At 72.3% G+C, this 26,675-nt stretch carries 27 protein-coding genes and 1 tRNA gene; 14 read left to right on the forward strand and 14 right to left on the reverse strand.

All coding sequences use genetic code 11. From position 1 onward, the window contains the following. Positions 1 to 9 precede the first annotated feature (9 nt). The 3 genes from BCL76_RS20695 to BCL76_RS20705 all read right to left on the reverse strand — a co-directional run bounded on the left by BCL76_RS20695 (position 10) and on the right by BCL76_RS20705 (position 2,209). Positions 10 to 858 (reverse strand): SCO1664 family protein, encoded by an 849-nt coding sequence (locus BCL76_RS20695; RefSeq protein ID WP_109780932.1) that lies wholly within the window; start codon positions 856 to 858, stop codon positions 10 to 12. After that, the gene (locus tag BCL76_RS20700; RefSeq protein ID WP_033223913.1) at positions 822 to 1,412 is read right to left on the reverse strand and encodes a DUF3090 domain-containing protein; all 591 of its coding nucleotides are present in this window, start codon (positions 1,410 to 1,412) and stop codon (positions 822 to 824) included. Before BCL76_RS20700 ends, BCL76_RS20695 begins: the two co-directional genes overlap by 37 nt. Before the next feature lie 77 nt (positions 1,413 to 1,489). Then, positions 1,490 to 2,209 carry a histidine phosphatase family protein gene (locus BCL76_RS20705; RefSeq protein ID WP_109780933.1) on the reverse strand — a complete coding sequence of 240 codons (720 nt, stop codon included), beginning with the start codon at positions 2,207 to 2,209 and terminating at the stop codon, positions 1,490 to 1,492. Between the two features lie 54 nt (positions 2,210 to 2,263). Between BCL76_RS20705 and corA the strand changes: the two genes are divergently transcribed. Then, complete coding sequence (gene corA / locus BCL76_RS20710) at positions 2,264 to 3,256, forward strand: magnesium/cobalt transporter CorA (RefSeq protein ID WP_109780934.1); 993 nt, start codon at positions 2,264 to 2,266, stop codon at positions 3,254 to 3,256. On the opposite strand, the gene BCL76_RS20715 is transcribed toward corA, so the two are convergent. Beyond that, positions 3,234 to 4,064: a hypothetical protein gene (locus tag BCL76_RS20715; protein WP_109780935.1), complete on the reverse strand. Its 831-nt coding sequence runs from the start codon at positions 4,062 to 4,064 to the stop codon at positions 3,234 to 3,236. The genes corA and BCL76_RS20715 overlap by 23 nt on opposite strands. 240 nt (positions 4,065 to 4,304) lie before the next feature. Further along, positions 4,305 to 5,354 (reverse strand): LLM class F420-dependent oxidoreductase, encoded by a 1,050-nt coding sequence (locus tag BCL76_RS20720; protein WP_109780936.1) that lies wholly within the window; start codon positions 5,352 to 5,354, stop codon positions 4,305 to 4,307. Positions 5,355 to 5,454: 100 nt separating this feature from the next. On the opposite strand from BCL76_RS20720, the gene BCL76_RS20725 reads away from it, so the two are divergent. Together BCL76_RS20725 and BCL76_RS20730 are read left to right on the forward strand one after the other, a co-directional pair. After that, on the forward strand, positions 5,455 to 6,438 hold the full coding sequence (locus BCL76_RS20725) for an aldo/keto reductase (RefSeq protein WP_109780937.1): 984 nt from the start codon (positions 5,455 to 5,457) through the stop codon (positions 6,436 to 6,438). Beyond that, entirely contained in the window at positions 6,435 to 8,780 is a 2,346-nt protein-coding gene (locus BCL76_RS20730; RefSeq protein ID WP_258309812.1) for an ATP-binding domain-containing protein, read from the forward strand. The genes BCL76_RS20725 and BCL76_RS20730 overlap by 4 nt, the downstream gene beginning before the upstream one ends. A gap of 73 nt (positions 8,781 to 8,853) precedes the next feature. Here BCL76_RS20730 and BCL76_RS20735 read toward each other — a convergent pair whose 3' ends face one another. Then, positions 8,854 to 9,504 carry a hypothetical protein gene (locus BCL76_RS20735; RefSeq protein WP_109780938.1) on the reverse strand — a complete coding sequence of 217 codons (651 nt, stop codon included), beginning with the start codon at positions 9,502 to 9,504 and terminating at the stop codon, positions 8,854 to 8,856. A 47-nt stretch (positions 9,505 to 9,551) separates the two neighbouring features. Here BCL76_RS20735 and BCL76_RS20740 point away from each other — a divergent pair, with 47 nt between their 5' ends. Then, positions 9,552 to 9,740, forward strand: coding sequence for a DUF5703 family protein (locus BCL76_RS20740; protein WP_030009118.1), 189 nt, complete (start codon positions 9,552 to 9,554; stop codon positions 9,738 to 9,740). A 39-nt stretch (positions 9,741 to 9,779) separates the two neighbouring features. On the opposite strand, the gene BCL76_RS40370 is transcribed toward BCL76_RS20740, so the two are convergent. The 3 genes from BCL76_RS40370 to BCL76_RS20755 form a co-directional block, all read right to left on the reverse strand. Further along, positions 9,780 to 10,622: a chaplin gene (locus tag BCL76_RS40370; RefSeq protein WP_309136858.1), complete on the reverse strand. Its 843-nt coding sequence runs from the start codon at positions 10,620 to 10,622 to the stop codon at positions 9,780 to 9,782. A gap of 161 nt (positions 10,623 to 10,783) precedes the next feature. Continuing rightward, positions 10,784 to 11,017, reverse strand: coding sequence for a chaplin ChpH (chpH, locus tag BCL76_RS20750; RefSeq protein ID WP_030723300.1), 234 nt, complete (start codon positions 11,015 to 11,017; stop codon positions 10,784 to 10,786). A gap of 130 nt (positions 11,018 to 11,147) precedes the next feature. Beyond that, a complete protein-coding gene (locus BCL76_RS20755; protein ID WP_030768322.1) occupies positions 11,148 to 12,473 on the reverse strand; it encodes a M20/M25/M40 family metallo-hydrolase in 1,326 nt (441 codons plus the stop codon). A 165-nt stretch (positions 12,474 to 12,638) separates the two neighbouring features. On the opposite strand from BCL76_RS20755, the gene BCL76_RS20760 reads away from it, so the two are divergent. Beyond that, a tRNA-Leu gene (locus BCL76_RS20760) sits at positions 12,639 to 12,726 on the forward strand. 130 nt (positions 12,727 to 12,856) lie between these two features. On the opposite strand, the gene sigJ is transcribed toward BCL76_RS20760, so the two are convergent. Beyond that, positions 12,857 to 13,807 (reverse strand): RNA polymerase sigma factor SigJ, encoded by a 951-nt coding sequence (sigJ, locus tag BCL76_RS20765; RefSeq protein WP_109780939.1) that lies wholly within the window; start codon positions 13,805 to 13,807, stop codon positions 12,857 to 12,859. A 122-nt stretch (positions 13,808 to 13,929) separates the two neighbouring features. Here sigJ and BCL76_RS20770 point away from each other — a divergent pair, with 122 nt between their 5' ends. Further along, positions 13,930 to 14,313: a hypothetical protein gene (locus BCL76_RS20770; protein ID WP_109780940.1), complete on the forward strand. Its 384-nt coding sequence runs from the start codon at positions 13,930 to 13,932 to the stop codon at positions 14,311 to 14,313. An 88-nt stretch (positions 14,314 to 14,401) separates the two neighbouring features. On the opposite strand, the gene BCL76_RS20775 is transcribed toward BCL76_RS20770, so the two are convergent. The 3 genes from BCL76_RS20775 to BCL76_RS20785 form a co-directional block, all read right to left on the reverse strand. After that, entirely contained in the window at positions 14,402 to 15,841 is a 1,440-nt protein-coding gene (locus tag BCL76_RS20775; protein ID WP_109781057.1) for an amino acid permease, read from the reverse strand. 221 nt (positions 15,842 to 16,062) lie between these two features. Further along, complete coding sequence (locus BCL76_RS20780; protein ID WP_109780941.1) at positions 16,063 to 17,607, reverse strand: APC family permease; 1,545 nt, start codon at positions 17,605 to 17,607, stop codon at positions 16,063 to 16,065. A gap of 125 nt (positions 17,608 to 17,732) precedes the next feature. Further along, entirely contained in the window at positions 17,733 to 18,680 is a 948-nt protein-coding gene (locus BCL76_RS20785; RefSeq protein WP_109780942.1) for a hypothetical protein, read from the reverse strand. 374 nt (positions 18,681 to 19,054) lie between these two features. Here BCL76_RS20785 and BCL76_RS20790 point away from each other — a divergent pair, with 374 nt between their 5' ends. After that, on the forward strand, positions 19,055 to 19,480 hold the full coding sequence (locus tag BCL76_RS20790; protein WP_109780943.1) for an ASCH domain-containing protein: 426 nt from the start codon (positions 19,055 to 19,057) through the stop codon (positions 19,478 to 19,480). Positions 19,481 to 19,645: 165 nt separating this feature from the next. On the opposite strand, the gene BCL76_RS20795 is transcribed toward BCL76_RS20790, so the two are convergent. Next, positions 19,646 to 21,301, reverse strand: coding sequence for an FAD-binding dehydrogenase (locus BCL76_RS20795; protein ID WP_109780944.1), 1,656 nt, complete (start codon positions 21,299 to 21,301; stop codon positions 19,646 to 19,648). Between the two features lie 85 nt (positions 21,302 to 21,386). On the opposite strand from BCL76_RS20795, the gene BCL76_RS20800 reads away from it, so the two are divergent. The 7 genes from BCL76_RS20800 to BCL76_RS20830 all read left to right on the forward strand — a co-directional run bounded on the left by BCL76_RS20800 (position 21,387) and on the right by BCL76_RS20830 (position 26,539). Next, positions 21,387 to 21,908 (forward strand): NUDIX domain-containing protein, encoded by a 522-nt coding sequence (locus BCL76_RS20800; protein ID WP_109780945.1) that lies wholly within the window; start codon positions 21,387 to 21,389, stop codon positions 21,906 to 21,908. A 9-nt stretch (positions 21,909 to 21,917) separates the two neighbouring features. Continuing rightward, on the forward strand, positions 21,918 to 22,316 hold the full coding sequence (locus BCL76_RS20805; protein ID WP_030768298.1) for a YidH family protein: 399 nt from the start codon (positions 21,918 to 21,920) through the stop codon (positions 22,314 to 22,316). Then, complete coding sequence (locus BCL76_RS20810) at positions 22,313 to 22,630, forward strand: DUF202 domain-containing protein (RefSeq protein ID WP_109780946.1); 318 nt, start codon at positions 22,313 to 22,315, stop codon at positions 22,628 to 22,630. Before BCL76_RS20805 ends, BCL76_RS20810 begins: the two co-directional genes overlap by 4 nt. Positions 22,631 to 22,804: 174 nt before the next feature. Continuing rightward, the gene (locus BCL76_RS20815) at positions 22,805 to 23,101 is read left to right on the forward strand and encodes a hypothetical protein (RefSeq protein ID WP_109780947.1); all 297 of its coding nucleotides are present in this window, start codon (positions 22,805 to 22,807) and stop codon (positions 23,099 to 23,101) included. A gap of 78 nt (positions 23,102 to 23,179) precedes the next feature. Beyond that, complete coding sequence (locus BCL76_RS20820; RefSeq protein ID WP_109780948.1) at positions 23,180 to 24,091, forward strand: MBL fold metallo-hydrolase; 912 nt, start codon at positions 23,180 to 23,182, stop codon at positions 24,089 to 24,091. A gap of 142 nt (positions 24,092 to 24,233) precedes the next feature. Then, entirely contained in the window at positions 24,234 to 25,295 is a 1,062-nt protein-coding gene (locus BCL76_RS20825) for a phosphotransferase family protein (protein ID WP_109780949.1), read from the forward strand. Positions 25,296 to 25,306: 11 nt separating this feature from the next. Further along, positions 25,307 to 26,539: an acyl-CoA dehydrogenase family protein gene (locus BCL76_RS20830; protein ID WP_109780950.1), complete on the forward strand. Its 1,233-nt coding sequence runs from the start codon at positions 25,307 to 25,309 to the stop codon at positions 26,537 to 26,539. Positions 26,540 to 26,675: the final 136 nt, after the last annotated feature.

The following is a 26,675-nucleotide window of genomic DNA, read 5'->3' on the forward strand; positions in this document are numbered from 1 at the left end:
GTGGCTGATTCAGACCGGTGGCCAGGGGATCGACGGCCACTGCCCGGAGGGGCGGGGATGGGTCCCGGTGCGCAGCAGGTCCGCCACCCGGTCCCGTACGGCGGCCAGCTCGACGGGTGTGATCAGTTCGGCCAGCCGGGTGGCGAGCGGTGCGCCCTCGGCCAGCCCGGCGGCCAGCGTGGCCAACACCTCGCGCGCCTCGTCGGTCAGCGGCTCGCCCGCCCAGCCCCACAGGAGGGTGCGCAGCTTGTCCTCTGCGTGGAAGGTCACACCGTGGTCGATGCCGTAGAGCCGTCCGTCGGGTGCGGGCAGCAGGTGGCCGCCCTTGCGGTCGCCGTTGTTGATCACGGCGTCGAGCACGGCGAGCCGGCGCAGCCGGGGGTCGTCCGCGTGCACGAGCAGCGCGGTGCGGCCCTCACCGACCTCGGCGAGGGCGACGGCCTTCCAGCCCTCCCCCGCCTCCTCGCCGTCGACGAGCCCGAGGAGCGCGCCGAGCGGAGAGTCCTCGTCCGGCTGTTCCGCCTCGATCCACCGCTGGACCATGCCCTCGCCGTACGGGCCGTCGCGCAGCACGGTGGCGGGGACCAGGCCCCATCCGGTGGCCTCGGAGATCAGGTACGCGGCGACCTCCCGGCGGGCGAGGTTGCCGTCGGGGAAGTCCCACAGCGGTCGCTCGCCCTTGACCGGCTTGTACACGCAGTCGGCGCTCACGCCCCCGTACGTGACGCTGCACAGCAGGACGGCGTTGGACGCCTCGCGGATCCGACCTATGACGGTGAGCTCACCCTTGGCGAGCAGTTCCTCCAGTTCCCCCGTGTCCGTCACGCCTGGCGCCGGTAGCCGTTCTGGCGCGGGCACACGTGGCCCTCCGGGTCCAGCGGGAGGCTGCACAGCGGGCACGGCGGGCGGCCGGCGTTGACGACGTCCAGGGCCCGCTTGGCGAAGGCCCGGGCCTGGGCGCCGCTGAGGCGGACCCGCAGCATCGGCGGGCCGTTCTCCTCGTCCTGCAGCAGCCGCTCCTCGGCCTCGGCGAGGTCCTCGTCGGAGTCGGCGTCGAGTTCGACCAGTGCCTGGGCCTCGACGATCATGCGCTGTTCCTCGCCGTCCCAGGCCAGGGCCATGGTGCCGACGCGGAACTCCTCGTCGACCGGGACGTCCAGCGGGGCGGTGTCGGCGGCCTCGGCGGGGGCGACGGCCGGGACCGGGGCGTTGCCGCCGGTCCGCCGTACGACCTCGTCCAGCAGCTCGTCCATCCGCTCGGCCAGCGCCGCCACCTGGGTCTTCTCCAGGGAGACGCTGGTGACACGGGGGCCGGAGGAGGCCTGCAGGAAGAACGTACGGCGTCCCGGCAGACCGACCGTGCCGGCCACGAAGCGGTCCGGGGGGTCGTAGAGGAACACCTGACGGGGCACGTCCAGTCTCCAAGTCTCGGCGGCAGGGGCAGGTCTGCGCCCTTGTGTTGGCCCGTCCACCCTACTGCTCCGGGCGATCACGCCGCGCCCGCGCCGCCTCCCACGACGGCGTTCCCGGCGTCTTCGGTGTCTTTGTCGGATGCGACGGCCTCCGGTACGGCGGGGCGCCGCACGAGCGAGCCGAAGTCCCCGGTGTCACCGAGCCGGAACACGAACGGCCGGGTGGCGGTGTACCGGATGGCGGTGACCGAGCAGGGGTCGACGTGGATGCGCTGGAAGAGGTCCAGGTGCATGCCCAGGGCGTCCGCGACAAGGGACTTGATGATGTCGCCGTGCGAGCACATCAGGAAGACGGCGTCGCTGCCGTGCTCCTGCTCGATCCGCGCGTCCCAGTCGCGTACGGCCTCCACGGCGCGCGCCTGCATGGCGCGCATGGACTCGCCCCCGGGGAAGGCGGCGGCCGACGGATGCTGCTGGACGATCTTCATCAGCGGTTCGTCGGAGAGCTCGGACAGTTTGCGGCCCGACCATTCGCCGTAGTGGCACTCACCGATCCGCTCGTCGGTGTGCAGTTCCAGCTCCGGCCGGGCGGCCAGCAGGGGTGCCAGGGTCTCCCGGCAGCGTTGCAGCGGGCTGGTGACGGCGGCGGTGAGCGGGACGCCCGTCAGCCGGCCGGGCAGTGCGGCGGCCTGCTCCGCACCGCGCTCGTCGAGGGCCACTCCGGGGGTCCATCCGGCGAGCAGCCCAGCGGTGTTGGCGGTGGACCGCCCGTGTCGTACGAGGATCAGCGTGGCCATGGGGCCAGCGTATGCGCTGCCGCGGGTGTGCGGGCGGGCGGTGGGCAGGGAAGAATGCCCCGCGTGATTGTGGACTGCGCGATTTACCGGGACGGCCGCCGTACCGAGGGACCGGACGATTTCTCGGACGCCCTGGACGAGGCCCGGGCGACCGGTGACGCCTTCCTGTGGATCGGCATGCACGAGCCGACGGCGAAGGAATTCGACCACGTCAGCCAGGAATTCGGGCTGCACCCGCTGGCGGTGGAGGACGCGCTGACCGCGCACCAGCGTCCGAAGTTGGAGGTGTACGACGATTCGCTGTTCGTCGTCCTGAAGCCGGTGCGGTACGACGAGGACACGGACACCGTGACCGCGGGCGAGCTGATGGTCTTCATAGGGGACTCGTTCGTCGTCACGGTCCGGCACGGCGAGGGGGCACCGCTGGCCGCCGTGCGCCACCGGCTGGAGCAGGAGCCCGACGTGTTGCGGCACGGGCCGACGGCGGTGCTGTACGCGGTCTCCGACGCGGTGGTCGACCACTACATCGAGGTGGCGGCCGAGCTCCAGGCGGACCTGGAGGAGCTGGAGGCCGAGGTCTTCGCCCCGAACGCCTCGGACACCAAGAACACCGCCGCCCGGATCTACGGGTTCAAGCGGCAGGTGCTGGAGTTCCGACGGGCGACGAGCCCGCTGCTCCAACCGATGGACCGCCTCGCCTTCGGGGAGGTCCCCTTCGTCCACGAGCACGCCCAGCCGTTCTTCCGCGATGTCGCCGACCACCTGACCAAGGCGAACGAGTACATCGAGGGCCTGGACCGGCTGCTGTCGGACGCGCTGGCCGCCCACCTGGCGCAGATGGGTCTGCGGCAGAACGACGACATGCGCAAGATCTCGGCCTGGGCGGCGATGGCGGCCGTCCCCACGATGGTGGCGGGCATCTACGGGATGAACTTCGACCACATGCCGGAACTACGGCACACCTGGGGCTATCCGGCGGTGCTGGTGGTCATGGCGGGTGCGTGCCTGGGCCTGCACCGGATGTTCAAGCGCCGGGGCTGGCTCTGAGTTCCCGCTCGCGCGTGGTGTGGGCGAGTCCGGGCGCGGCGACCGGCGGCCCGCCGAGGGGGTCCAGGCGCTCCGGCAGTCGCAGGTCGACCATCCGGTGCCAGCCGCTGAACCGCTCGTAGGCGTACATCGCGCGGATGCCGGTGGCGAGCGCGGCCGCCTTCGGGGCGGACCAGTGCAGCAGCCGTCCCATGTGGCTCATGACGGCGAGGCTCACGTCCCGGTAGACGGAGATCTCGGCGAGCGCGCTCTCGCGGAGCACCCGCTGGATGGTGCGGCCGTATCCGGACCGGGCGAGGCGCAGCAGTTCCTCGTGGCAGTAGGCGAGGTGGTTGTCCTCGTCGTGGCTGATCATGTGGATCGCCTTGCCCACCTCGACGTGGTCGCCGAAGTATTTGACGAGCATGTCCATCTGGTCGGCGGCGCGCTGTTCGGTGACGCGGCTGTGCGCGAGGTAGACGACGATGTCCTCCTCGGTCAGCGCCACCTCCCGGCGCAGCTTCTCGTGCGCGAGGCCGATGCCGCGACGCTCCAGCAGCATCGTGTAGTCGGTCTCGGGGGGTACCGGGACCGCGGGCAGGCCGCGCTTGCGGAGCAGGGCGTGGAAGATCCGGCCGTGCTTGTCCTCGTCGGCGCCGTGTCGGGTGATCTTGGGTGCGAGGTGGCGCATGCCGTCCGGCACCAGGGCCGCGATACGGGCGTTCTCCCAGCCGCCCTGGGTCTCCCCGCTGGCGGCGATGGAGCAGAACAGCTGGAAGGAGTCGTCGTTGTCGACGATCTCCTGGAACAGGCTGCGGGCAGAGAGCATGGAACGAGTCAAACGCCGGGGGGCGGGGCGGGCAACCGATAGGTCGCACTACTCGTCCGAATGAACGAAATCGGGGGGTGGGCCGCCGTGCGTAACCCGGTGGGCGTTCCCGGCGTTGTTGGCTGTGTCGGCCGTGGCGGGGAAGACCCCCCGAGCCCCCACCACGGCCGCAGAAGCGTTCACCTGTGCCGGCGCCACCCGCCCGGCATCCGGGGTCGCCGGATCAGGCGATCGACCCGATCAGGCGAGACCCGCCAGCTCCATGGCCTCGGTGCCGGCGCGCAGGGCGGCGATCCGCTCGTCCAGGGTGAATCCGGCCGGGGCCAGGGTGAGGGTGGTGACCCCGGCCTCGGCGTAGGCCCGCATCCCGTCGGCGATCCGGGCGACCGGGCCGAGCAACGTGGTCGAGTCGATCAGCGAGTGCGGGACCGCCTCGGCGGCCCCGTTCTTGTCTCCCGCCAGGTACTTGTCCTGGATCTCGGCGGCTTCCTTCTCGTAGCCCATGCGCTGGGCCAGCTGGTTGTAGAAGTTCTGCTTCCGGCTGCCCATGCCGCCCACGTACAGGGCGGTGTAGGGGCGGAACATGTCCGCGAGCGCGTTCACGTCCTCGCCGAGGGCCAGCGGCACGGTCGGGCAGACGTCGAAGCCCTCCATCGTCAGCCCGGCCTTCTCGCGGCCCGCCCGGATGTGGGTGAGCGCGGTGGCCTCCAGGTGCTCGGCGGCCGGGAAGATCAGCAGCGCGCCGTCGGCGATCTCGCCGGTCTGCTCCAGGTTCTTCGGCCCGATGGCGGCGATGTAGAGCGGGATGTGCTCGCGCTCGGGGTGGACGGTCAGCTTGAGCGGCTTGCCCGGCCCGCCCGGCAGCGGCAAGGTCCAGTGCTCGCCGTCGTAGGAGAGCCGCTCCCGGGTCATGGCCTTGCGGACGATCTCCACGTACTCGCGGGTGCGGGCCAGCGGCTTGTCGAACTTGACGCCGTACCAGCCCTCGGAGACCTGCGGGCCGGAGACGCCGAGGCCGAGCCGGAAGCGGCCCTTGGTCAGCGAGTCGAGGGTGGCCGCGGTCATGGCGGTCATCGCGGGCTGGCGGGCCGGGATCTGGAGGATCGCCGAACCCACGTCGATGCGCTCGGTCTGGGCGGCGACCCAGGCGAGCACGGTCGGGGCGTCGGAGCCGTAGGCCTCGGCGGCCCAGCAGACGTCGTAACCCAGGCGGTCGGCCTCCTGGGCGACGGCGAGGTTGTCGGCGTCCATGCCCGCGCCCCAGTAACCAAGATTGATGCCGAGCCGCATGTATCGTCCCCTTACCGGTTTACCGATCAGTAACGTTGGTGTGCGGGGACTGTAGCGCGCCAAGGTGCTTCGCGTCAGCGCCCCAGTAGTCTCAGCGCTCATGGAGCAGAGGCATCTCGGCCGCACCGGACTGCGCGTCTCCCGGATCGGCCTCGGCACCCTCACCTGGGGCCGCGACACCGGCGAGGAAGCGGCCGCCGAGCAGGTGAAGACGTTCTGGGAGGCGGGCGGCACGCTCGTCGACACCGCCGACGTGTACGGCGGCGGTGAGGCGGAGTACCTCCTCGGGCAGTTGGTGGGCGGGCTGGTCCCGCGCCGGGACCTGGTGATCGCGACCAAGGCGGGCAGCGTGCCGGACCCCGACCGCAGGTTCGACGGCTCGCGCGGGCACCTGCTCACCGCCCTCGACGCCTCGCTGGACCGGCTGGGCACCGACTACGTCGACCTGTGGCAGGTGCACGCCTTCGACCCCGCGACCCCGCTGGAGGAGACCCTGCAGGCGCTGGACCTGGCGGTGAGCAGCGGCCGGGCCCGGTACGCGGGACTGGCGGGCTTCTGCGGCTGGCAGCTGGCGAAGGCGGCGACCTGGCAGCTCGCGGCTCCCGGGGTGCGGACCCGGATCGCCTCGACGCAGATGGAGTACTCCCTGCTCCAGCGCGGGGTGGAGCGCGAGGTGCTGCCGGCCTCGCTGGATCTCGGGATCGGCCTGCTGCCGTCCTCCCCGCTGGGCCGCGGGGTGCTGACGGGCAAGTACCGGGACGGCACCCCGGCCGACTCCCGGGGCGCCTCGGAGTCGCTGGCCGCCTTGGTGGACCCGTACCTCGACGAGGCCGCGGGGCGGATCGTGGACGCGGTGGTGACGGCGGCCCAAGGGCTGGCCGTGACCCCGCTCCAGGTGGCCCTGGCGTGGATCCGGGACCGGCCGGGGGTGGTGGCGCCGATCGTCGGCGCGCGGACGGCCGCGCAGCTCGCGGCGGCGCTGTCGGTGGAGGCCCTTAGTCTTCCGGAGGAGATCTGCCGGGCGCTGGACGATGTTTCGGTTCCGGTGCACCGCTACCCCGATCAGGACTGGAGCACGCTGTGAGTACGGACCCTCAGGCCGAAACCGCTGCCGCGGAGAACCCGGCCACCCCGGAGGCCGAGCCGTCCGCAGCCGCCGAAGCGGAAGCGGAGCAGGCCACGGACGCGGTACCCGCCGAGGGCGAAGCCACGGGGCCGGCGGCGGAGCCGATCGACGAAGCCACCGAGGACAAGGACGGTCCGGGCTCGGCCGAAGGCGAGGCCGGCGCGGTGCACGACATGGCCACCGAGGACGAGAACGGTCCCGGCCCCGCCGAAGGCGAGGACGGAGCGGACGCCGAGGCCGCCGAAGGCGAAGCGGGCGCGGATGCCGAGGCCGCCGGATCCGCCGGGCCCGCCGCAGGCGAAGCGGCGGCTCCCGCCCTCAGCGAGGCGCAAGCCGAACTGGCCGCCCAGAAGATCGAGCGGGAGCGGATCGCCCGGCGCAAGGCCGAGCGGGAGGCGCCGGTCGAGGCAGGGGCGAAGCTCAGCGGGAAGGCCGCCGACCTGCTGGCCGCCGTACGGGCCGTGGAGGGCGGCGCGAAGCCCCCCACCGTGTACTTCGACGAGGCTCCGGCCGCCCCCCGCAAGGCGCCGGCCGCGCCCCCGGCCCCGCGCCCCGCCGCCCCGGCCGCGGTGGCCACCCCCGCGCCCTCCGCCGACACCGTCGAGGGCGTACGGGCCGTGCTGGCCCGCGGTGGCGCCCCCGAGGCGCTGGCCGGCCAGGCCGCCGCGGCCCTGGGCGAGGACGCCGCCGGGCAGCTCACCGAGAACCCGTGGCGGCTCCTGTCGCTGCCGGCCGTACGTCCGACCCAGGCCGACGGCTTCGCCCGGGCGCTGCTGGGCGCCGAGGCGGGTCCCGGGGACGAGCGCCGCACCACGGTCCTGGTGGGCTGGCTGCTGGCCCAGGCCGGGCTGAAGGGGCACACCGCGCTGGAGGCTCCGGTGCTGGAGAAGGCGCTGGCCCAGTACGGCGTACCGGATCCGGCCGAAGCGCTGGAACTGGCCATCGCCGAAGGCTCGGTGCTGATCTTCCACGAGCCGCTCGGACCGCCGGTCGCCGGAACCGCCGCGGCCGAGGACGCCGACGACACCGAAGACACCGAGCAGCCCGTCAGGGTGCTGGTGGGCCTGGAGGGCGCCGCCATGGCCGAGGAGAGCCTGGCCGACGGCCTGGCCCGGCTGGCCGCCGGCACCTTCGACGCGTCCGAGGACTGGGAGCGGGCCGCCGGGTCCGCGCCGAGCCCCTCCGCCGCCGAACTGATCCGCGCGGTCGCGGGCCACGGCCTGGTCACCCACACCGGCGGCGAGGCCGCCCGCGCGGAACCGGTGGCCCTGGCCAACGCGGCCCGGGAGTCGGGCCTGCGGGTCTGCGTGGCCGCGCACGCCCCCGGCGGCGGCCCGGACCGGGTGACGGTGGCGGGGCTGCTGTCCGGGGCCGAGGGGCCCGGGCGGGATGCGGACGGCCAGTTCGCGCTGGACCTGTTGGTGGTGCTGGACGCCCCGCAGCTGGACGTGGAGACCGCGGCCGCGCTGGTGGAGTCCGTGCCGGACGGGGCCCGGCTGGTGCTCTCCGGGGACCCCGGTGTGCTCGGGTCCGCCGGGGCCGGGCGGGTGTTCGCCGATGTACTGGCGGCCCGTACCTGCCCGCAGCTGGTCTCCCGTACCCCGGACCCGGGCCCTCTCGGCGAACTCGTCTCCGGGGTCGGCATCGGGGAGCTGAACCAGGTCGACGCCCCCGGCAAGGAGGTCGTGATCGTCCCGGTGAAGGACGCCGGGGAGGCCGTGCACCGGGCCGTGCAGCTGGTGGCGGAGTCGGTGCCGCGGGCCTTCGGCATCCCGGCGGACAGCGTGCAGGTGATCACCCCGGGCCACGGCGGCTCGGCGGGCACCCGGGCGCTGAACGCCGCGCTGAAGGAGCGGCTGAACCCCGGTCCGGGCCGCTTCGGCGGCTTCGACGCCGGTGACCGGGTCGTGCACGTGCCCTCCGCCGGCCGCGCGCTGGCGGCCCGGGTGGTGTCGGCCGACGCCGAGGGACTGCACCTGGACCGGGAGGGCGTGCGGATCGTCGTGCCGAAGGAGCTCGTCGAGTCCCAGGTACGGCACGGCTGGGCGGTCACGGCACACCAGGCCGTGGGCACGCGCTGGCCGGCGGTGGTCGTCGTACTGCCGGGTGACGCGGCGCAGGCGTTGTCGCGGGACTGGGTCTACACGGCGTTCGGGCGGGGCGAACGGCACCTGTCCGTGGTGCACGGGGTCGACCAGGCACTGCCGCAGGCGGTGGCCGAGGTGCCCGCGAAGCCGCGTACGACGCGACTGACGGGCCTGCTGACGGCCCTCGCGACGGCGGGCGCGCAGCAGCGGTGAACCGGCCGTGGCCCCCGTCCGGAAGGGCGGGGGCCACGGAGTCCGGGACCTGCGGGGTCGGAGTCGGGCCGGGTCAGGCCGGGGTCAGCCCCGGCTCGGCGGCCTCGTCCTCGTCGAACTCGTCGGTCTCCTCGTCGAAGACGGAGCTGACGTCGAAGCGGTGCAGCACGTCCTGCGGATCGATGTGCGCGAAGGGCGAGCCCAGCCACTCCCCCGGTTCCGGTACCTCCTCGGAGGCCGCGATCCAGAGCGTGGAGTCCCCCTCCTCCAGCCCGAAGTCCTTGTAGCGGGAGGCGATCTCGTCGGGCTCGTACTCCCCGAAGAGGACGCCCAGCGCGTCGGCGCTGCCGCCGTCCTGGACGAACTCGGCGTCCCGGTCGTGTGCGGCGACCCGCTCGGCCTGGGCGATCAGCCGGGCCGGTTCGACCACGGCGTAGTCGCGGCGGATGAGCACGCTGAAGGCGGCGGGCTCGGCGGGCCCGGTGTACGGGACGCCGTCCTCGGGCGTGGGGATCTCGAAGGGGGTGACCTCGTCGTAGCGGTCGTAGAGGAGTTCGTCGTACACCTCGGCCGCGGCGGCGAGTTCGTTGAACGCGGCGTAGACGTCCGGATCCTCGTCCCCGATCCTGCGCTCGACCGCGGCGAGGTGACGGTCGAGCGCGGCCTTGACCGCCTCGGCGGCGGCGCGTACCTCGGCAACAGTGGGCAGATCGGCATCAGACATAGAGCAGACGCTATCCGTAGCAGGGCTCTGCCCGCACAATAGATGCGATGCCGGAATACGAATTTGTCGACGTGTACGTGCCCCGCGGTGTTCCTCGCAAGGAGGCGACCCGCCTGCTGACCGACCATGCCGAGTACGGGAACTGGGAACTCGACCGGCTGAGCCTGTACCGGGACGGCAGTCGTCGTGTGCGACTGCGCCGCCGGATCATCCGTCAGGTCCGAGCGACCTGGTGACGCGGGCCCCGGGGGCGGGGCCCGCGTCGTGAACATCCGTCAGGCGGCGTTGCGGGCCCGCCGGTAGAGCACCGAGCCGGCGAGCAGCAGGCCGCCCGCGAGCGGCAGCCCGGCAGTGAGGACGTCACCGGAGCCGGTGGCGGCGAGCCCGCCGGCCTGCCCCGGGGTGTTCCCGGTCCCGGGACCGGGGTGCGTGACCGGGGTGCCGGAACCGCTGCCGGGGTTGGTCGGCGTACCCGGGTTGCCGGGGGTACCAGGACCGCCGGGGTTACCGGGCGTACCCGGACCACCAGGGTTGCCCGGGGTACCGGGACCGCCGGGGTTGCCGGGGCCGCCAGGGTTGCCGGGGGTACCGGGACCACCGGGGTTGCCCGGGGTACCGGGACCGCCGGGGTTGCCGGGGTTGCCGGGCGTACCGGGACCACCAGGGTTGCCGGGCGTACCCGGACCACCGGGGTTGCCCGGCGTACCGGGACCGCCGGGGTTGCCCGGACCGCCAGGATTACCGGGCGTACCCGGACCGCCGGGGTTGCCCGGACCACCGGGGTTGCCCGGGTGGTCGTCGCACGGTTCGTCGTCGCCCGGGTGCTCCGGCTGCGTGGGCTTCGGAGGCTTCGGCTTCGCGTGGCCCGATCCGTTCGCGCAGTGGTTCCCGAAGGCCGGGTTGAGGAGTCCCACCACGGAGATCGTGTTCCCGCAGGCGTTCACCGGTGCGTCCACGGGCACCTGCAGGTTGTTCCCGGACAGCAGGCCCGGAGAGTTCGTGGCGTGCCCCGAGGCGCCGGAGTCCGCGTGTGCGTAGCCCCCGCCCATCGCGAGGACACCCCCCGCGGCCGCCATGGTGATCAGGGTCTTCCTGGTGACCTGTGCCGGTCGTCGCATCTGTACTCGTCCCCTGGTGTGTGCGTTTCGGCCGTCGTTTCGACGGCCCGGCCGTCCTGGCTCCCCCGCCTGGTACGCCGGAAGTGAGAGAAATCCGGGCCGAAAAGCCCGGTGGCCCCGGAGCGCTGGGATGCGCTCCGGGGCCGAAGACTTCAGACGCGTCAGGCGTTGACGCAGGTGTTGCCGAAGGCCGGGTTCAGCAGGCCGATCACGGAGACCGTGTTGCCGCAGACGTTCACGGGAACGTGGACGGGAACCTGGAGCACGTTGCCGGACAGGACACCGGGCGAACCGATGGCCGCACCCTGCGCACCGGCGTCGGCGGCAGCCAGACCCGCACCCGCGAGAACCAGGCCACCCGTGGCAGCCGCAGCGGCTACAACCTTCTTGATCATTGTTCCTCCTAGTAGGCAATTGCGGTCCCAGCCGCGGACCGCAACACCTGTAACGAGGAGGGATCACCGGGGCTACGAGCGTATGAGTGCATTCACTCTTCTCAGTGGAATGCGCACACCTTCTCGAATCTCAGGCGTTGTCGATGAATCGGTCGAGCACCCGCACACCGAACTTCAGTCCGTCGACCGGCACCCGCTCGTCCACACCGTGGAACATCCCGGCGAAGTCCAGCTCCGGCGGCAGCTGCAGCGGCGCGAAGCCGAAGCAGCGGATGCCGAGGTCGTCGAAGGACTTGGCGTCCGTACCGCCCGAGAGCATGTACGGGACCGCCCGCGCGATCGGGTCCTCGGCCTTCAGGGCGCCCTGCATGGCGTCCACCAGCCGGCCGTCGAAGTCCGTCTCCAGCGCCTTGTCCGCGTGCACGTCCTCCCGCTTCACGCGCGGGCCGAGGATCCGGTCCAGGTCGGCGAAGAACTCGTCCTCGTAGCCGGGCAGGAAGCGGCCGTCCACGTGGGCCGTCGCCTGGCCGGGGATGACGTTGACCTTGTAGCCGGCGCCGAGCATCGTCGGGGCAGCCGAGTTGCGCAGTGTGGCGCCGACCATCTTGGCGATGCCGCCGAGCTTGGCGAGCGTCGCGTCCATGTTGTCCGGGTCCAGGGGGGTCCCGAGCGCGTCGGAGAGCTCGTCCAGGAAGCTGCGTACGGTCTTGGTCACGCGGACCGGCCACTGGTGGCGCCCGAGTCGACCGACGGCCTCGCAGAGCTCCGTGATGGCGTTGTCGCTGTTGGTCATGGAGCCGTGGCCCGCGGTGCCCTCCACCGTGAGCCGCATCCAGTGCATGCCCTTCTGCGCGGTCTCCACGAGGTAGAGCCGCAGGTTCTCGTTCACGGTGAAGGAGAAGCCGCCGACCTCGCCGATCGCCTCGGTGACGCCCTCGAACAGGCCCGGGTGCTTGTCGACGAGGTGCCGGGCCCCGTAGATGCCGCCCGCCTCCTCGTCGGCGAGGAAGGCCAGCACGATGTCCCGCGGGGGCTTGCGTCCGCTGCGCATCCGGTCGCGTACGACGGCCAGCGTCATCGCGTCCATGTCCTTCATGTCGACGGCGCCGCGGCCCCACACGCAGCCGTCGGCGATCTCGCCCGAGAAGGGGTCGTACGTCCAGTCGGCGGCGTTGGCCGGAACCACGTCCGTGTGCCCGTGGATCAGCAGCGCGGGCCGCGAGGGGTCCTCCCCCTCGATCCGCGCCACGGTCGAGGCGCGCCCCTTGTGCGACTCGAAGATCTGCGGCTCCAGCCCGACCTCGGCGAGCTTCTCGGCGACCCATTCCGCCGCCTTGCGCTCCCCGGGGCCCGAGTGGTCCCCGTAGTTGCTGGTGTCGATCCGGATGAGGTCCCGGCAGAGGTCGACCACCTCGTCCTCGCCGGAGACGGTCCTGCCCGTGCTCGACTCGCTCACGCTGCTTCCTCCCACTGATCAGTACCGGACCCCCATCCTCCCGCTCCGGGACGCTCTGCCCAAGGGCGATCCTCGGTCGTCGGGGGGTGTGATCGAGGACCCCGGAATGTTTGGTAATGTTTTCCACGTCGGAACGGCCCGCGAGGGACGCGAGACAGACACCTTGTCCGGGTGGCGGAATGGCAGACGCGCTAGCTTGAGGTGCTAGTGCCCTTTATCGGGCGTGGGGGTTCAAGTCCCCCCTCGGACACCATGGTCAGACGACCTGAAAGAGCCGGTCGGAGCGACGCGAAATCGCTCCGACCGGCTCTTTCGTTTCCTCCGGCAGGTGGCGACCGTGATCCCCGCCGGCGGCCGCGGTCCGGCAGCGGGGACGTGCCGGGTCAGGCCTCTCCGTGCTCCAGCCAGGGGCGGAGCTTCTCCGGATTGCGGACCGCCCAGATGCGGGTGACGCGATCGCCGCTCAGCTCGAACGCCGCCACGGTCACGGTGACCCCCGTGTGCTGGGCGACCAGGCCGGGCCGGCCGTTGACCGAGCGTTCCAGCAGCTGCAGCCCGGGGGCCCGGTCGGCGATCTGGATCAGGTACTCGGCGATGCGCGCGCTGCCCTCGATCGGGCGCAGGGCGGCGCCGACCAGTCCGCCGCCGTCGGCGATCATCGCGGCGTCGGGGGCCAGCAGACCGACGAGGGCCTTGATGTCCCTGGCCTCCCACGCCTCCTTGAAGTCCCTCACCAGCGGGGCCTGGCCGGCCGTCGGGGCCGTCGGGGCCTGCGCGGCGCTCACGCGCCTGCGGGCCGACGTGGCCAATTGGCGGCAGGCCGCCGGCGTCCGGCCGACGATCACGGCTATCTCGGCGAAGGGGTAGCGGAAGACGTCGTGGAGGATGAAGGCGACGCGTTCGGCCGGTGTCATCGCCTCCAGTACGACGAGGAAGGCCATGTTGACCGACTCGTCCAGGGTGACGCGGTCGGCCGGGTCGACCGGCCCGGACCCGCCGCCCGCCGGGCCGCTGATCCATTCCGCGCGGTCGGGCAGCGGTTCGGGGACCCATTCACCGACGTAGCGCTCGCGCCGGGCCCGCGCCGAGCCGAGCAGGTCCAGGCAGATGCGGCCGGCGACCGTCGTCAGCCAGGCGCCGGGCGACTGGACGGCCTCCTGTTTCTGCCTCGGCATGGCGTACCAGCGCGCGTAGGTCTCCTGTACCGCGTCCTCGGCCTCGGCCAACGAACCGAGCAGCCGGTAGGCGAGGTTGGTGAGGTGGCTCCGCTCTTCGAGGATCGCGTCCAGGCCCGGATCGGACCGGCCACCCCCACGCGTGGACGACGTACTCATGCTCACGACCGCTCCCCCTGGTCCGTCCCTCGGCGTCTCGCCTCACATTTCGTGGGCCCACGTCGTCGGACTACCGAGACCTTATCGATCTACGCCGTGAGGCAGAAGAGGGGACCGCCACCATGGCCACACTGACGACGGAGAAGCCGCGCACCTTCACGTTCCTGCAGGTCGCCGTCGGGCTGCAGACCTTGGGAATCTTCTTCCAGGCGGTCACCGCCGGGATGCTGCTGTCCTCGACCCACGGCGAGCTGCTGCACGGCATCGGGGCGCGCGTGATGTACGGGGCGACCATGTTGTACGTGATCGCCGCGATCCTGGCGTGGCGGCCGGGCGGTGGGTCGCCCCGGCCCATTCTGTACTCGTCGGGCTTCCTGGTCCTCGCGTCGGTGCAGGTGGTCCTGGGCATCGCGCGCGTGCCGTCGGTCCACGTCCCCCTGGGCGTGCTGATGTTCGCCCTGAGCCTGCTGGCACTGAGCCGCAGGCCGTCGGCCCACCGGTCCTGATCGGTACGGGCCGCCGGGGGTGGAACGGGGCGAGGCCCCCCGCGCGGGACGGTGTCCGGCGCGGGGGGCCTCGTAGGCGGTCGTGGGGTCAGCCGCGGGTGGCGGCGAGGGCGGCGACCCGGCCGCGGACCAGGTACCAGCCGCCGACCAGTGCGGCGCCGATGACCGGGACGAACAGGACCGTGGTGCGGCCGACGCCGCCGTCGCACCACATCAGCACCAGCACGGTGAGCAGGAAGACCAGGGTGACGATCTGCGTGTACGGAGCCCAGGGCAGGCGGTAGGAGGGGCGCTCGACGAGGCCCTGCTGGGCGCGGCGCCAGAAGAACAGCGAGCAGACCATGACCATCGCCCAGGTGCCGAGGATGCCCAGCGAGGCGAAGTTCAGGACGAGCTCGAAGGCGTCCTTGGGCATGAAGGCGTTCAGCCCGACGCCCGCGAGGCCGAAGGCGGCGGTGAACAGGACGCCGCCGTAGGGGACCTTGCCCTTGTTCATGACGCCGGTGAACTTCGGGGCGGAGCCCGACAGGGACATCGAGCGCAGGATCCGGCCGGTGGAGTAGAGGCCGGAGTTCAGGCTGGAGAGGGCGGCCGTCAGGACGACGAGGTTCATGATGCCCGCGGCGCCGGGGACGCCGAGCTTGTCGAAGACGGTGACGAAGGGGCTCTGGTCGGAGCTGTAGGCCGTGTAGGGCAGGAGGAGGGCCAGGAGGACGACCGAGCCGACGTAGAAGAGGCCCACGCGCCACATGATCGAGTTGATCGCCTTCGGCATGATCTTCTCGGGGTTCTCGGTCTCGCCGGCGGCGACGCCGCAGAGCTCGACGGAGGCGTACGCGAAGACGACGCCCTGGATCACCAGGAGCATCGGGAGGACGCCGGCGGGGAAGAGGCCGCCGTTGTCGGTGATGTTGGCGAGGCCGGGGGTGGCGCCGCCGATGTCGTGGCTGGTGGCGACGAGCCAGATGCCGACGATCAGGAAGACGACGAGGGCGGCGACCTTGACGAGCGAGAACCAGAACTCCATCTCGCCGAAGTACTTCACCGAGATCAGGTTGGCGGTGAGCACGATGGCGAGGGCGATGAAGGCGAGGACCCACTGGGGGACGTCGGTGAACAGCGACCAGAAGTGGGCGTAGGTCGCGGCGGCCGTGATGTCGGCGACGGTGGTCGTGGACCAGTTCAGGAAGTACAGCCAGCCGGCCGTGTAGGCGCCCTTCTCCCCCATGAACTCACGGGCGTAGGAGACGAAGGCGCCGGAGGAGGGGCGGTAGAGGACGAGCTCGCCGAGGGCCCGGACGACGAAGAAGGCGAAGACTCCGCAGACCGCGTAGGCGATCGCGAGGGACGGGCCGGCGCCGGCGAGGCGGCCGCCCGCGCCGAGGAAGAGGCCGGTGCCTATGGCTCCGCCGATCGCGATCATGTTGATGTGGCGGGACTTGAGGTCCTTGCTGTAGCCCTCGTCACCGGCGTCGACATGGCGGGTCGGCGCCGGGGCGGGTGCCTCGGTCAAGGTGCGGTCACTCAGGTCACTCATGTGGGACTTCGCCTTCGTGGATGGGACAAGGCAGCGCCCGGACCACCGCGCAGGGGAGCTGGGTGGTGTCCCCTGTGCTGCGATCCGGGTGGTTTGGTCGCAACAGGAGACCATGAGGCTCCGCTCCCTTCCAAAAGCACCCCCTGCACGCAGAAGCCCCCGACGACCATGGAAACGGGTGTCGGGGGCTTCGTAGGGGCTGGAAATCGAGGTCAGGCGCCCGGGGTGTCCTCCGCCGCCTGGTCGAGGCGGAAGGCCTCGTTCCCGAGGCCGATACGGGCGTGCGTCTCGGGGCGGCTGCGGCGCAGCACGGCTCCGTAGACCAGGCCGATCACGACGGCGGCGCCGATGACGCCGGGCAACGCCCAGCTGAGGGCGGAGCCCTTCTCGGCGCCGACCAGGACGCCGAAGTCCTTGACGGTGTAGACGGCGATGGCGAGCAGGGCGAGACCGGCGGTGCCGGCCGCGACGAGGCGCCAGACCTGGGCGCCGGCGGTGCCGCGGCGGACGAAGAAGGCGATGACGGCGAAGGAGGCGGCGGCCATGAGAAGGGTCACGCCGAGGGCGCCGACGCTGCCCATCCAGGTGAACAGGTGCAGGACGGGGGTGGTGGGGTCGCCGGCCGGCTTGTCGTCGGTGAGCGCGAAGGCGATCACGACGAGGGCGGCGACGCCGGTCTGCAGCAGGGAGCCGGTGGCCGGGGCGCCGGTGCCGGCGTTGGTGCGCCCGAAGGTGGCCGGGAGCAGGCCCTCGCGGCCCATGGCGAAGGCGTAGCGGGCGACCACGTTGTGGAAGCTGAGCATGGCCGCGAACATGCCGGTCACGAAGAGGACGTGCAGGACATCGGTGAAGGTGGTGCCGAGGCGGCTCTCGGTGAGCTGGAAGAGCAGGGTGGGGCCGGCCTCGGCGGAGGTCTTGACGACCTCGGAGGGGCCGGTGGCGACGGTGAGGGCCCAGGCGCTGACGGCGAAGAAGAGGGCGACGAAGCCGACGGCGAGGAACATCACGCGGGAGACGACGATGTGCGGCTTGCTGGTCTCCTCGGCGTAGACCGGGGACTGCTCGAAGCCGACGAAGGCGGCGATGCAGAAGCAGAGGGCGGTGCCGAAGCCGGCTCCGCCGAGGGTCTCGGGGTTGAAGGCGTGGAGCGAGAGGCCTTCGGCGGCCGGCTTGCTGAGTGCGGCGATGTCGAAGACGACGACGAGGACGCACTCGATCAGGAGGAGGACGCCGAGGACCTTGGCGTTCAGGTCGATCTTGAGCCAGCCGAGTCCGCCGGTGACGGCGACGGCGAGCAGGGCCGGTATCCACCAGGCGAGTTCGATGTCGAGGTAGGTGGCGAAGAGGCCGGATATCTCGAAGCCGAGGATGCCGAAGACGCCGACCTGCATGGCGCTGTACGCGACGAGGGCGACGAGGGAGGCGGCCGCCCCGGCGGTGGGGCCCAGGCCCCGGGCGATGTACGCGTAGAAGGCGCCGGCGTTGTGGACGTGGCGGCTCATCTCGGCGTAGCCGACGCTGAAGAGCGCGAGGACGGCGCCGAGGATGACGAAGAGCAGGGGCTGGCCGACGATGCCCATGACGCCGAAGGTCGTGGGCATGACACCGGCGACGACCATCAGGGGCGCGCTGGCGGCGAGCACGGACAGGAGCAGACCGGCGGTGCCGAGGCGGTCGGCCCGCAGGGCCCGGTCCTGGCCCTTGTACGTACGGATCTCGGCCGGTTCTTGGAGCGTGGAGGATCTGCCCGTCGGCATGGCGGCGTCCTTTCGGGGGCGTGGTGCTCGGGGATGGGTGCTCGGGGGGGTGCGTCCGTGGGGTGTCCGTGGGGTACGTCCGGGGAGCCGCGCCGTGCGTCCGGGGGGTGCGCGGGCGGCGCGGGTCAGGCGGTGCCGAGTGCGACGCCGCGGGCGGCGAGGAAGGCTTTCTGCGGGTCCCGGTCCGGATAGGACCAAGGGGCGCGGGTGGCATGGCTGCCGATGCGGTGGAAGAGCGCCGCGGCCTCGGCGGGGCGACCCTCGCAGAGTTTGGCGTGGGCGAGGAAGTTGAGGTCGACGCGGTTGCGGGGGTGGTCCTCGCGCTCCCACTCCAGCCACCAGTCGAAGGCGGAGCGCAGCACCTGGCGGGCGCGGCGGCCCGCCCAGTGCGCGGCGGCGGCCTCGGGCGAGTGTCCGCGGGTGGCGGCGAGCACCCGGTACCGCTCGGCGTGCGCCACGACGGGGAGCACGGCGAGCGGGGAGTCGGCCGGGGACTCCTCGGCGGCCCAGGACGCGAAGTCGTAGACCTCGTGGAGCGGGTCCTGGCCGGAGCCGAGGGCGCGCTCGGCCAGTTTGGCGACCATCAGGTGATGGGCGTGGTGGTGCTCACGGTGGCGGGCCCGGACCTGGTCGAAGTGACGGCTGAACTCCTCCTCGGCGCCGAAGGCACGGGAGAGGAGGAGCAGGCCGAGCCAGGGCGTGGGGTCCGCCGGGAGCAGGGCGGCGGCCCGGCGGCAGGCCTCCTCGGCCGCGGCCGGGCTCCCCTTCTGCCGCAGGGCGGCGAAGACGGTGGCGCAGGCGAGGAGGGTGGCGGCGTCGGCGCTCTCCGGTTCGGCGAGCAGCCATTCGCGGGCCCAGGCGGAGGCCGCCGGGGTCTGCGCGAGGACGACGACGCGATGGCCGCGGCGGTCCCAGTCGTCACCGGTGCCGACGAGGAGGGCGCGGGCCCGGGCCCACCGACCCTGGGTGAACTGGGAGCGTACGTCTACGAGTTCGGCGTCGCACAGGGCCGGGTCGAAGAGCTGGGCGTCCCGCTTGCGGGCGCGGCCGAGGGGCGGCGGAGGCGGGGACATCCGCGGGTTTCCCTCCAGGACGCGGGCGGACGAGGGGCGGGGCGGCTGCGGCCTCCCCGCGCGCAGGACGCGCGCGCGGTCGGGCCGTGAGATCCGGGGATCGTGCCGGTGGAGCCCCCGTGAGGGGCTCCCGAGGACTGCGGAGGAACGGCGAGGAACGGGGATGGTGCTGGTTCGGATCTGCGACGTACGTGCGGAATCCGGTCGGAACTCCGTTGAGCACTCTGGTGATCACGCACAGCAAAGCGGTACGCGTAGCTCCGAGTCAAGGTCCAGTCCACCGCGTGGCGAGTTTCAACTGCTCTGAAGGTCGTGCCAGTTGGGTGGTCGATATTCATTCCGACAGGCCGCGGGGGGCGCCATAGGGTGGCCCTATGACCGCATATGACGATCTTCCGCCGTACCTGCTGGGGTTCCCCGGCCCCCTGCGCGACCAGCTGGTCGCGGCCGTGCTGAGCGGGGCGAAAACCAGCACGACCGGCCTGCTCGCGGAGTACGAGGCCGAGCAGGAACCACTGCCGGAGCCCGGCGCGCGGTCCCTGCTCGTCGACTCCGCCGAGCACGGGGTGGCGGTGGTGGAGGTCACGGCCGTGGAGGTACTGAGGCTCGCCGACGTGGGACTGGGACACGCCCTCGACGAGGGCGAGGGGTACACGTCGGTGGCCGAATGGCGTACGGCACACGAGGAGTTCTGGCACAGCGAACCGGTGCGTACGGTGATCGGCGACCCGGGGTTCACGGTCGACGACGACACCCTCGTCATCGCGGAACGGTTCCGGGTCACCGAGCGGCTCGGCTGACGCCCCCGGCCCGCTACGGGCCGTACGCGCCGGCCGGTCCCCCACGCCGGGCCGCGAGCGCCGGGCCGGCCGCTCGCCGCACGCGTCGGCGCGGCTTCGGCCGGAGCCTCGCCAGGGCCGGAGCCGGGGCCGGAGCCAGGGCCGGAGCCAGGGCCGGGGCCGGACTCACCCGACCGCCTGCGCCGCGGCGCGGCCCGCCGCCCGGCCCGAGAAGATGCAGCCGCCGAGGAAGGTGCCCTCCAGGGCCCGGTACCCGTGCACCCCGCCGCCGCCGAATCCGGCCGCCTCGCCCGCCGCGTAGACGCCCGGCAGCGGTTCGCCGGACCCGGTCAGGACGCGCGAGGAGAGATCGGTCTCCAGGCCGCCCAGGGACTTGCGGGTCAGGATCGACAGCCGCACCGCGATCAGCGGCCCGGCCTTGGGGTCCAGGATCCGGTGCGGTGCGGCCGTGCGGATCAGCTTGTCGCCGAGGTACCTGCGGGCGCCGTGGATGGCGGTGACCTGGAGGTCCTTGGTGAAGGGGTTGGCGATCTCCCGGTCGCGGGCCACGATCTCGCCGCGGACGGTGGCCTCGTCGAGGAGGTCCTCCTTGGTGACCGCGTTCATCCCGCGGACCAGGGCGGACAGGTCCCGCTCGACGACGAAGTCGGCTCCGTTGTCCATGAAGGCCCGGACCGGGGCCGGTACGGCCTGGCGCGCGCGGGTGAAGACATCGCGCACCGACCTGCCGGTGAGGTCCGGGTTCTGCTCGGAGCCGGAGAGGGCGAACTCCTTGCCGATGATCCGCTCGTTGAGCACGAACCAGGTGTGGTCGTGGCCGGTCTTCATGATGTGGTCGAGGGTCCCGAGGGTGTCGAAGCCCGGGAAGAGCGGTACGGGCAGCCGCTTGCCCGTCGCGTCCAGCCACAGCGGGGAGGGGCCGGGCAGGATGCGGATGCCGTGCCGGGCCCAGATCGGGTCCCAGTTCTGGATGCCCTCGGTGTAGTGCCACATCCGGTCCTTGTTGATGTGGCTGGCGCCCGCCCGCTCCGCGATGCCGAGCATCAGGCCGTCGACGTGCGCCGGGACCCCGGAGAGCAGCCGCTGCGGCGGGGTGCCGAGCCGCTCCGGCCACTGCGCGCGGACGAGGTCGTGGTTGCCGCCGATCCCGCCGCTGGTGACGATCACGGCCTGGGCCCGCAGGGAGAAGGTCCCGGTGGCCTCCCGGCTGCTGGCGGAGCCCCGTACGGCGTCGGAGGGTTCCAGGATCTCGCCGGTCACGGTGTCCACCGCGCCGGCCGTGGCCGAGAGTCCGGTGACCCGGTGGCGGAACGCGAACCGGACCAGGCCGCGGGCCACGCCGGCCCGGACCCGCCGCTCGAAGGGCTCCACCAGTCCGGGGCCGGTGCCCCAGGTGATGTGGAAGCGGGGGACGGAGTTCCCGTGGCCGTTGGCGTCGTAGCCGCCGCGCTCCGCCCAGCCGACCACCGGGAAGAAGCGGACGCCCTGGGCGTGCAGCCAGGAGCGCTTCTCGCCGGCCGCGAAGTCGACGTAGGCCTCGGCCCAGCGGCGCGGCCAGGCGTCCTCCTCGCGGTCGAACCCGGCGGTTCCCATCCAGTCCTGGAGGGCGAGGGCGTGACTGTCCTTGATCCGCATCCGGCGCTGCTCGGGCGAGTCCACGAAGAACAGTCCACCGAAGGACCAGTGCGCCTGGCCGCCGATCGACCGCTCCGGCTCCTGGTCGAGCAGGATGACCTTGCGGCCCGCGTCGACGAGCTCGGCGGTGGCCACGAGCCCCGCGAGCCCGGCTCCGATCACGATCACGTCTGCGTCGTACGTCATGCGGTTACCCGTCCTCCGTCGATGGTGGGGCAGATCCTTGGCTACGGAGCGGTAACCAGTCAACAGCGGTGGTTGGATGACCTGTATGAGTGCCGCTGACGAAGTACTGGACGTGGTGGACCGGGAGGACCGGGTCGTCGGGCAGGCCCCGCGGGGCGAGGTGTATGCCCGGGGGCTGCTGCACCGCTGTGCGTTCGTGCAGGCCAGGGACGCGCAGGGGCGGATCTTCGTGCACCGGCGGACCGCCTCGAAGCTGGTCTTCCCCTCGCACTACGACATGTTCGTGGGCGGGGTGCTGGGCGCCGGCGAGAGCTACGCCGAGGCCGCGCTGCGCGAGGCGGAGGAGGAGCTGGGCGTACGGGGGCTGGCGCAGCCGACGCCGCTGTTCACGTTCCTGTACGAGGGTCCGGGCGGGGCCTGGTGGTCGTCCGTGTACGAGGTGCGGTGCGAGCTGCCGGTGGCCCCGCAGGCCTCGGAGGTCGACTGGCACACGTACCTCACGCAGGAGGAGCTGGACCGGCGGGTGGACGACGGGGGGTGGGCCTGGGTGCCGGACGGCCTGGAGGCGTACCGGCGGCTGCGCGCGCATCGGGAATCCCGCTTGTAGATTTATCGGGTGATCGACTTCGTCAAGGACGTGCGCCTCTGGTTCGCACCCTCGCGGCTGAGGGACGAGGGCGAGACCCCGGACTACCGCTTCTCGCTGGCCAACGAACGGACCTTCCTCGCCTGGATCCGGACCTCGCTGGCCCTGGTGGGCGGCGGTTTCGCCGTCGACCAGTTCCTGCCGGACCTGCGCTGGGGGGTGCGGGTCGGCATGGCCCTCACGCTGCTCGCGGTGGGTGCGGCCTGTGCGCTGCGGGCGGTGAACCACTGGGTGCGGTGCGAGCGGGCGATGCGGCGGGGCGAGGACCTGCCGCTGTCGCGGTTCCCGGTGCTGCTGAGCCTGGGCGTGGGGCTGGTGGCGGTGGCGATGGTGGTGGTCGTGCTGCTGGGTTGGACGACGGGGCGATGAGCAGCTCGGGCGCGGACCGCGATGCGGGGCTGCAGCCCGAGCGGACCCGGCTCGCGTGGCGGCGTACGACGCTGGCCTCGTCGGTGGTGGCGGTGCTGGCGGTACGGCAGGCGTTGCGCGGGTCGGGCGCGCCGCTGGAGCTGACCGGGGCGGCGGCCATCGCGCTGATCTGGCTGGCGTTCCTGTGGGTGGCCCACCGGCGGATCCGGGCGCTGGCGGCGGGCCGGCCGCGGCAGCTCGCGCCGCGGGCGGCCCTGGCGGTGGTGGCGTGCACGGTGGCGCTGGCTGCCTTCGCGGTGACGGTGATCCTGTGAACCGGTGCACGGCGTCCGGGCCGTCGGACGGTGTCCGGGCCGTCGGACGGTGTACGGGACCGTCGGACGGTGTCCGGGCCGGCGACCGTCCGCCGGCCGGTGTGATGATCGCGCTTCGCCGCGCCACTGCGACACAACGGGCGATACCCGACAATGCGCACTAACCTCTGCGCCATGACGACCCTGCACCACGAACACCCCACGCACCAGCACACGCACGGCGCGGGCTGCGGGCACCAGGTGGTCCCGCACGGCGACCACGTCGACTACGCCCACGACGGCCATCTGCACCGGGAGCACTCGGGACACTGGGACGAATGCGAGCCCGGCGGACACACCGCGCACGACGGCCACGCGCACGCGCACGGCCCGGCCTGCGGGCACGAGACGGTCCGGCACGGCGACCACATGGACTACCTCCACGACGGGCACCGGCACGCCGAGCACGACGGACACTACGACGACCACTGACCGGACCCGCCCTCCCCCCGGGTGGCAACGGCCGGCAGGATGCCGAGCGTTCGTCGAAGCGACCCGGGGAGAGCGCAGATGCCCGTCGAAGAGCCGTACCTCGTCCAGCCCGCACCGGGGGTGTACGCCTACGTCCAGCCGGACGGCGGCTGGTGCCTCAACAACGCGGGTTTCGTGACCGACGGGGGCCGGACCCTGCTCGTCGACACCGCCGCCACGGAGCGGCGGGCCCTGGCCCTGCGCGACGCGGTCGTGGCGGCCGGGGTGCCGCTCCCCCGCACCGTGGTCAACACCCACCACCACGGCGACCACACGTACGGCAACGGGGTCTTCACCCCCGAGGCGCTGGTCCTCGGGCACGACCGGGCGCGGTCCGAGCAGCTCGCGGCCGGGCACCAGCTGGAGCTGATCTGGCCGGCCACGGACTTCGGCGCCATCGACATCGTCCCGCCCGACCTCACCTACAGCGACCGCGCCACCGTGCACGTCGGCGCCACGGAGGTGCGGGTCATCCACCCGGGTGTCGCGCACACCACCGGGGACTCGGTCGTATGGCTGCCCGCGCAGCGGGTGGTGTTCACCGGCGACCTGATCTTCGCCGGGGGGACCCCGTTCCTCGCGATGGGCTCCCTCGCCGGCTCGCTGAGGGCGCTGGAGCTGCTGCGGTCGCTGGACGCGGAGACCGTCGTACCGGGCCACGGGCCCCTGACCGACCCCTCCGCCTACGACTCCACCGAGCGCTATCTGCGGTACGTGGACGAACTCGCCCGGGAGGGTCGGGCGAAGGGGCTGTCCCCGCTGGAGGTGGCCCGGCAGGCCGATCTCGGCGAGTTCGGCGGCTGGCGGGAGAGCGAGCGGCTGGTGGCGAACGTGCACCGGGCGTACGCGGAACTGGCCGGCCTGCCGGAGGGCGCGCCGCTGGACATCCTGGCGGTCCTGACGGACATGACCGTGATGAACGGCGGCACACCGATCCTCTGTCACGCCTGACATCGGCGGACATCGCCGGGCGGAGAGTTTTCTTTCCGCCCTGCCTCTGGACGACATACCGACTGGTCGGCATGATGGCTGGCGACGGTGCGCCGACGCCCCGTCGCTCTTCTCCTCGTCGACTCGCACGGAGGTGCGCACCATGACCTCAGCCCCGGCCGACCCGCGCGGCCTGGACCTGGAGCGGCTGCGCGGTCATCTCGACCGGGCCCGGCCGGACCTGGTGACCGGCCCGTTGCGCGGCCGGCTCATCGAGGGTGGCCGGTCCAATCTCACGTACGAGATCACGGACGGGACCGCCCGCTGGGTGGTCCGGCGGCCGCCCCTGGGCCACGTACTGGCCACCGCGCACGACATGCGGCGCGAACACCGGGTCATCGAGGCGCTGCACGGGACGGCCGTGCCGGTGCCCGAGCCCCTGCTCCTGTGCGAGGACGAGGCGGTGCTCGGGGCTCCGTTCTACGTCATGGAGTTCGTGGACGGGGTCCCGTACCGGACGGCCGAGCAGCTCGCCGCGATCGGCCCGGAACGGACCCGGCGGGCGGTACTGGGCCTGGTGGACACCCTGGTGGACCTCCACGCGGTGGACCCGGAAGCGGTGGGTCTCGGTGACTTCGGCCGGCCCGAGGGCTTCCTGGACCGGCAGCTGCGCCGCTGGGGCAAGCAGCTCGCGGCCTCCCGGGGGCGGGAGCTCGCCGGGATCGACGAGCTGCACTCCGCGCTCGGCCGCGGGCTGCCCGTCTCCCCCGCCCCGACGGTGGTGCACGGGGACTTCCGGCTCGACAACGTCCTGATCGGCGGTCCGGACGACACCATCCGAGCGGTGCTGGACTGGGAGATGTCCACGCTCGGGGATCCGCTGACCGACCTCGGGCTGCTGGTGATGTACAGCTCGGACCTGGGCCTGACCGGATCGCCGGTCAGCACGACGAGCGGGGCGCCGGGCCATCCGACGCCGGCCGAGCTCGTCGAGCGGTACGCCGCCCGCTCGGGCCGGGACACCGGGGCCATCGCCTGGTACACGGCCTTCGCCTGGTTCAAGCTCGCCGTGATCCTCGAGGGCATCCACTACCGCTACACGCTGGGGCAGACCGTCGGGGCGGGCTTCGACCGGATCGGCGAGCTGGTCCCGGTCTTCATCGAGCACGGACTGACCACTCTCCAGGACCAGGACCAGAACCGCCCGTACCGCCAGGAAGGCTGAGGCACCCACCCATGGATTTCGCATTCGACGCCCGGACCGAGGAACTCCGCGAGCGGCTGCTCGCGTTCATGGAGGAGTACGTCTACCCGGCGGAGCCCGTCGCCGCCGAGCAGCGCGCACGGCTGGCCTCGCCCTGGGACACCCCGGCCGTCTTCGGTGAACTGAAGGCCGAGGCGCGCCGCCAGGGCCTGTGGAACCTCTTCTTGCCGGACGCGGAGCACGGCGCCGGGCTGACCAACCTCCAGTACGCGCCGCTCGCGGAGATCACCGGCCGCAGCCCGCACCTGGCGCCGATGGCCACCAACTGCGCGGCCCCGGACACCGGGAACATGGAGCTGCTCGCCCAGTTCGGCAACGAGGAGCAGAAGAAGCAGTGGTTGGAGCCGCTGCTGGCCGGCGAGATCCGCTCCGCCTTCGCGATGACCGAGCCCGAGGTGGCCTCCTCGGACGCCACGAACGTCGAGACGCGGATCGAGCGCACGGCCGACGGCGACGCGTACGTGGTCACCGGCCGCAAGTGGTTCATCTCCGGGGCGATGAACCCGGACTGCAAGATCTTCATCGTGATGGGCAAGACCGACCCGGAGGGCGCCGATCCGCGCCGTCAGCAGTCGATGATCCTGGTGCCGCGCGACACCCCGGGGGTCGAGGTGCGCCGGGCGATGACGGTGTACGGGTACGAGGACCACGACCACGGCGGCCACGCCGAGGTGGTCTTCGACGGGGCCCGGGTCCCGGCGGCGAACCTGATCGGCGAGGAGGGCACCGGCTTCGCCATCGCCCAGGCCCGGCTCGGCCCGGGCCGCATCCACCACTGCATGCGGCTGATCGGGATGGCGGAGCGGGCCATCGAGCTGATGTGCCGGCGCGCGGTGGAACGTACCGCCTTCGGCAAGCCGCTGGCCGCCCAGGGCGTCGTACAGAACTGGATCGCCGACGCCCGGGTGACGGTGGAGCAGCTGCGGCTGCTGGTGCTGAAGACGGCCTGGCTGATGGACACCGTCGGCAACCGGGGCGCGCACACCGAGATCCAGGCCATCAAGATCGCGACCCCGCGGGCGGTGGTGCGGATCCTGGACGACGCGGTGCAGTTGCACGGTGCGGGCGGGGTGAGCCAGGACTTCCCGTTGGCCGAACTGTGGGCGGCGGCGCGGACCTTGCGACTGGCCGACGGGCCGGACGAGGTGCACCAGCGGTCGTTGGCGCGGCGGGAGTTGAAGGGCTACGAGGCCGGTCGCCCGTGAACGTGTGGAAATCGTGCGGGAGTTCTTATGAACCTGTGTGCGAGGTGAAGGCGGTGCGGGGGACCCTTTAAGAAACCTTGTTGAACAACCCCAGAACCCCAAAGCGTTCTTGATTTGCGCCTGTCAATCGGAAGAG

Source organism: Streptomyces sp. CG 926 (assembly GCF_003148825.1).
In the GTDB taxonomy this organism is placed as follows: Bacteria; Actinomycetota; Actinomycetes; order Streptomycetales; family Streptomycetaceae; genus Streptomyces.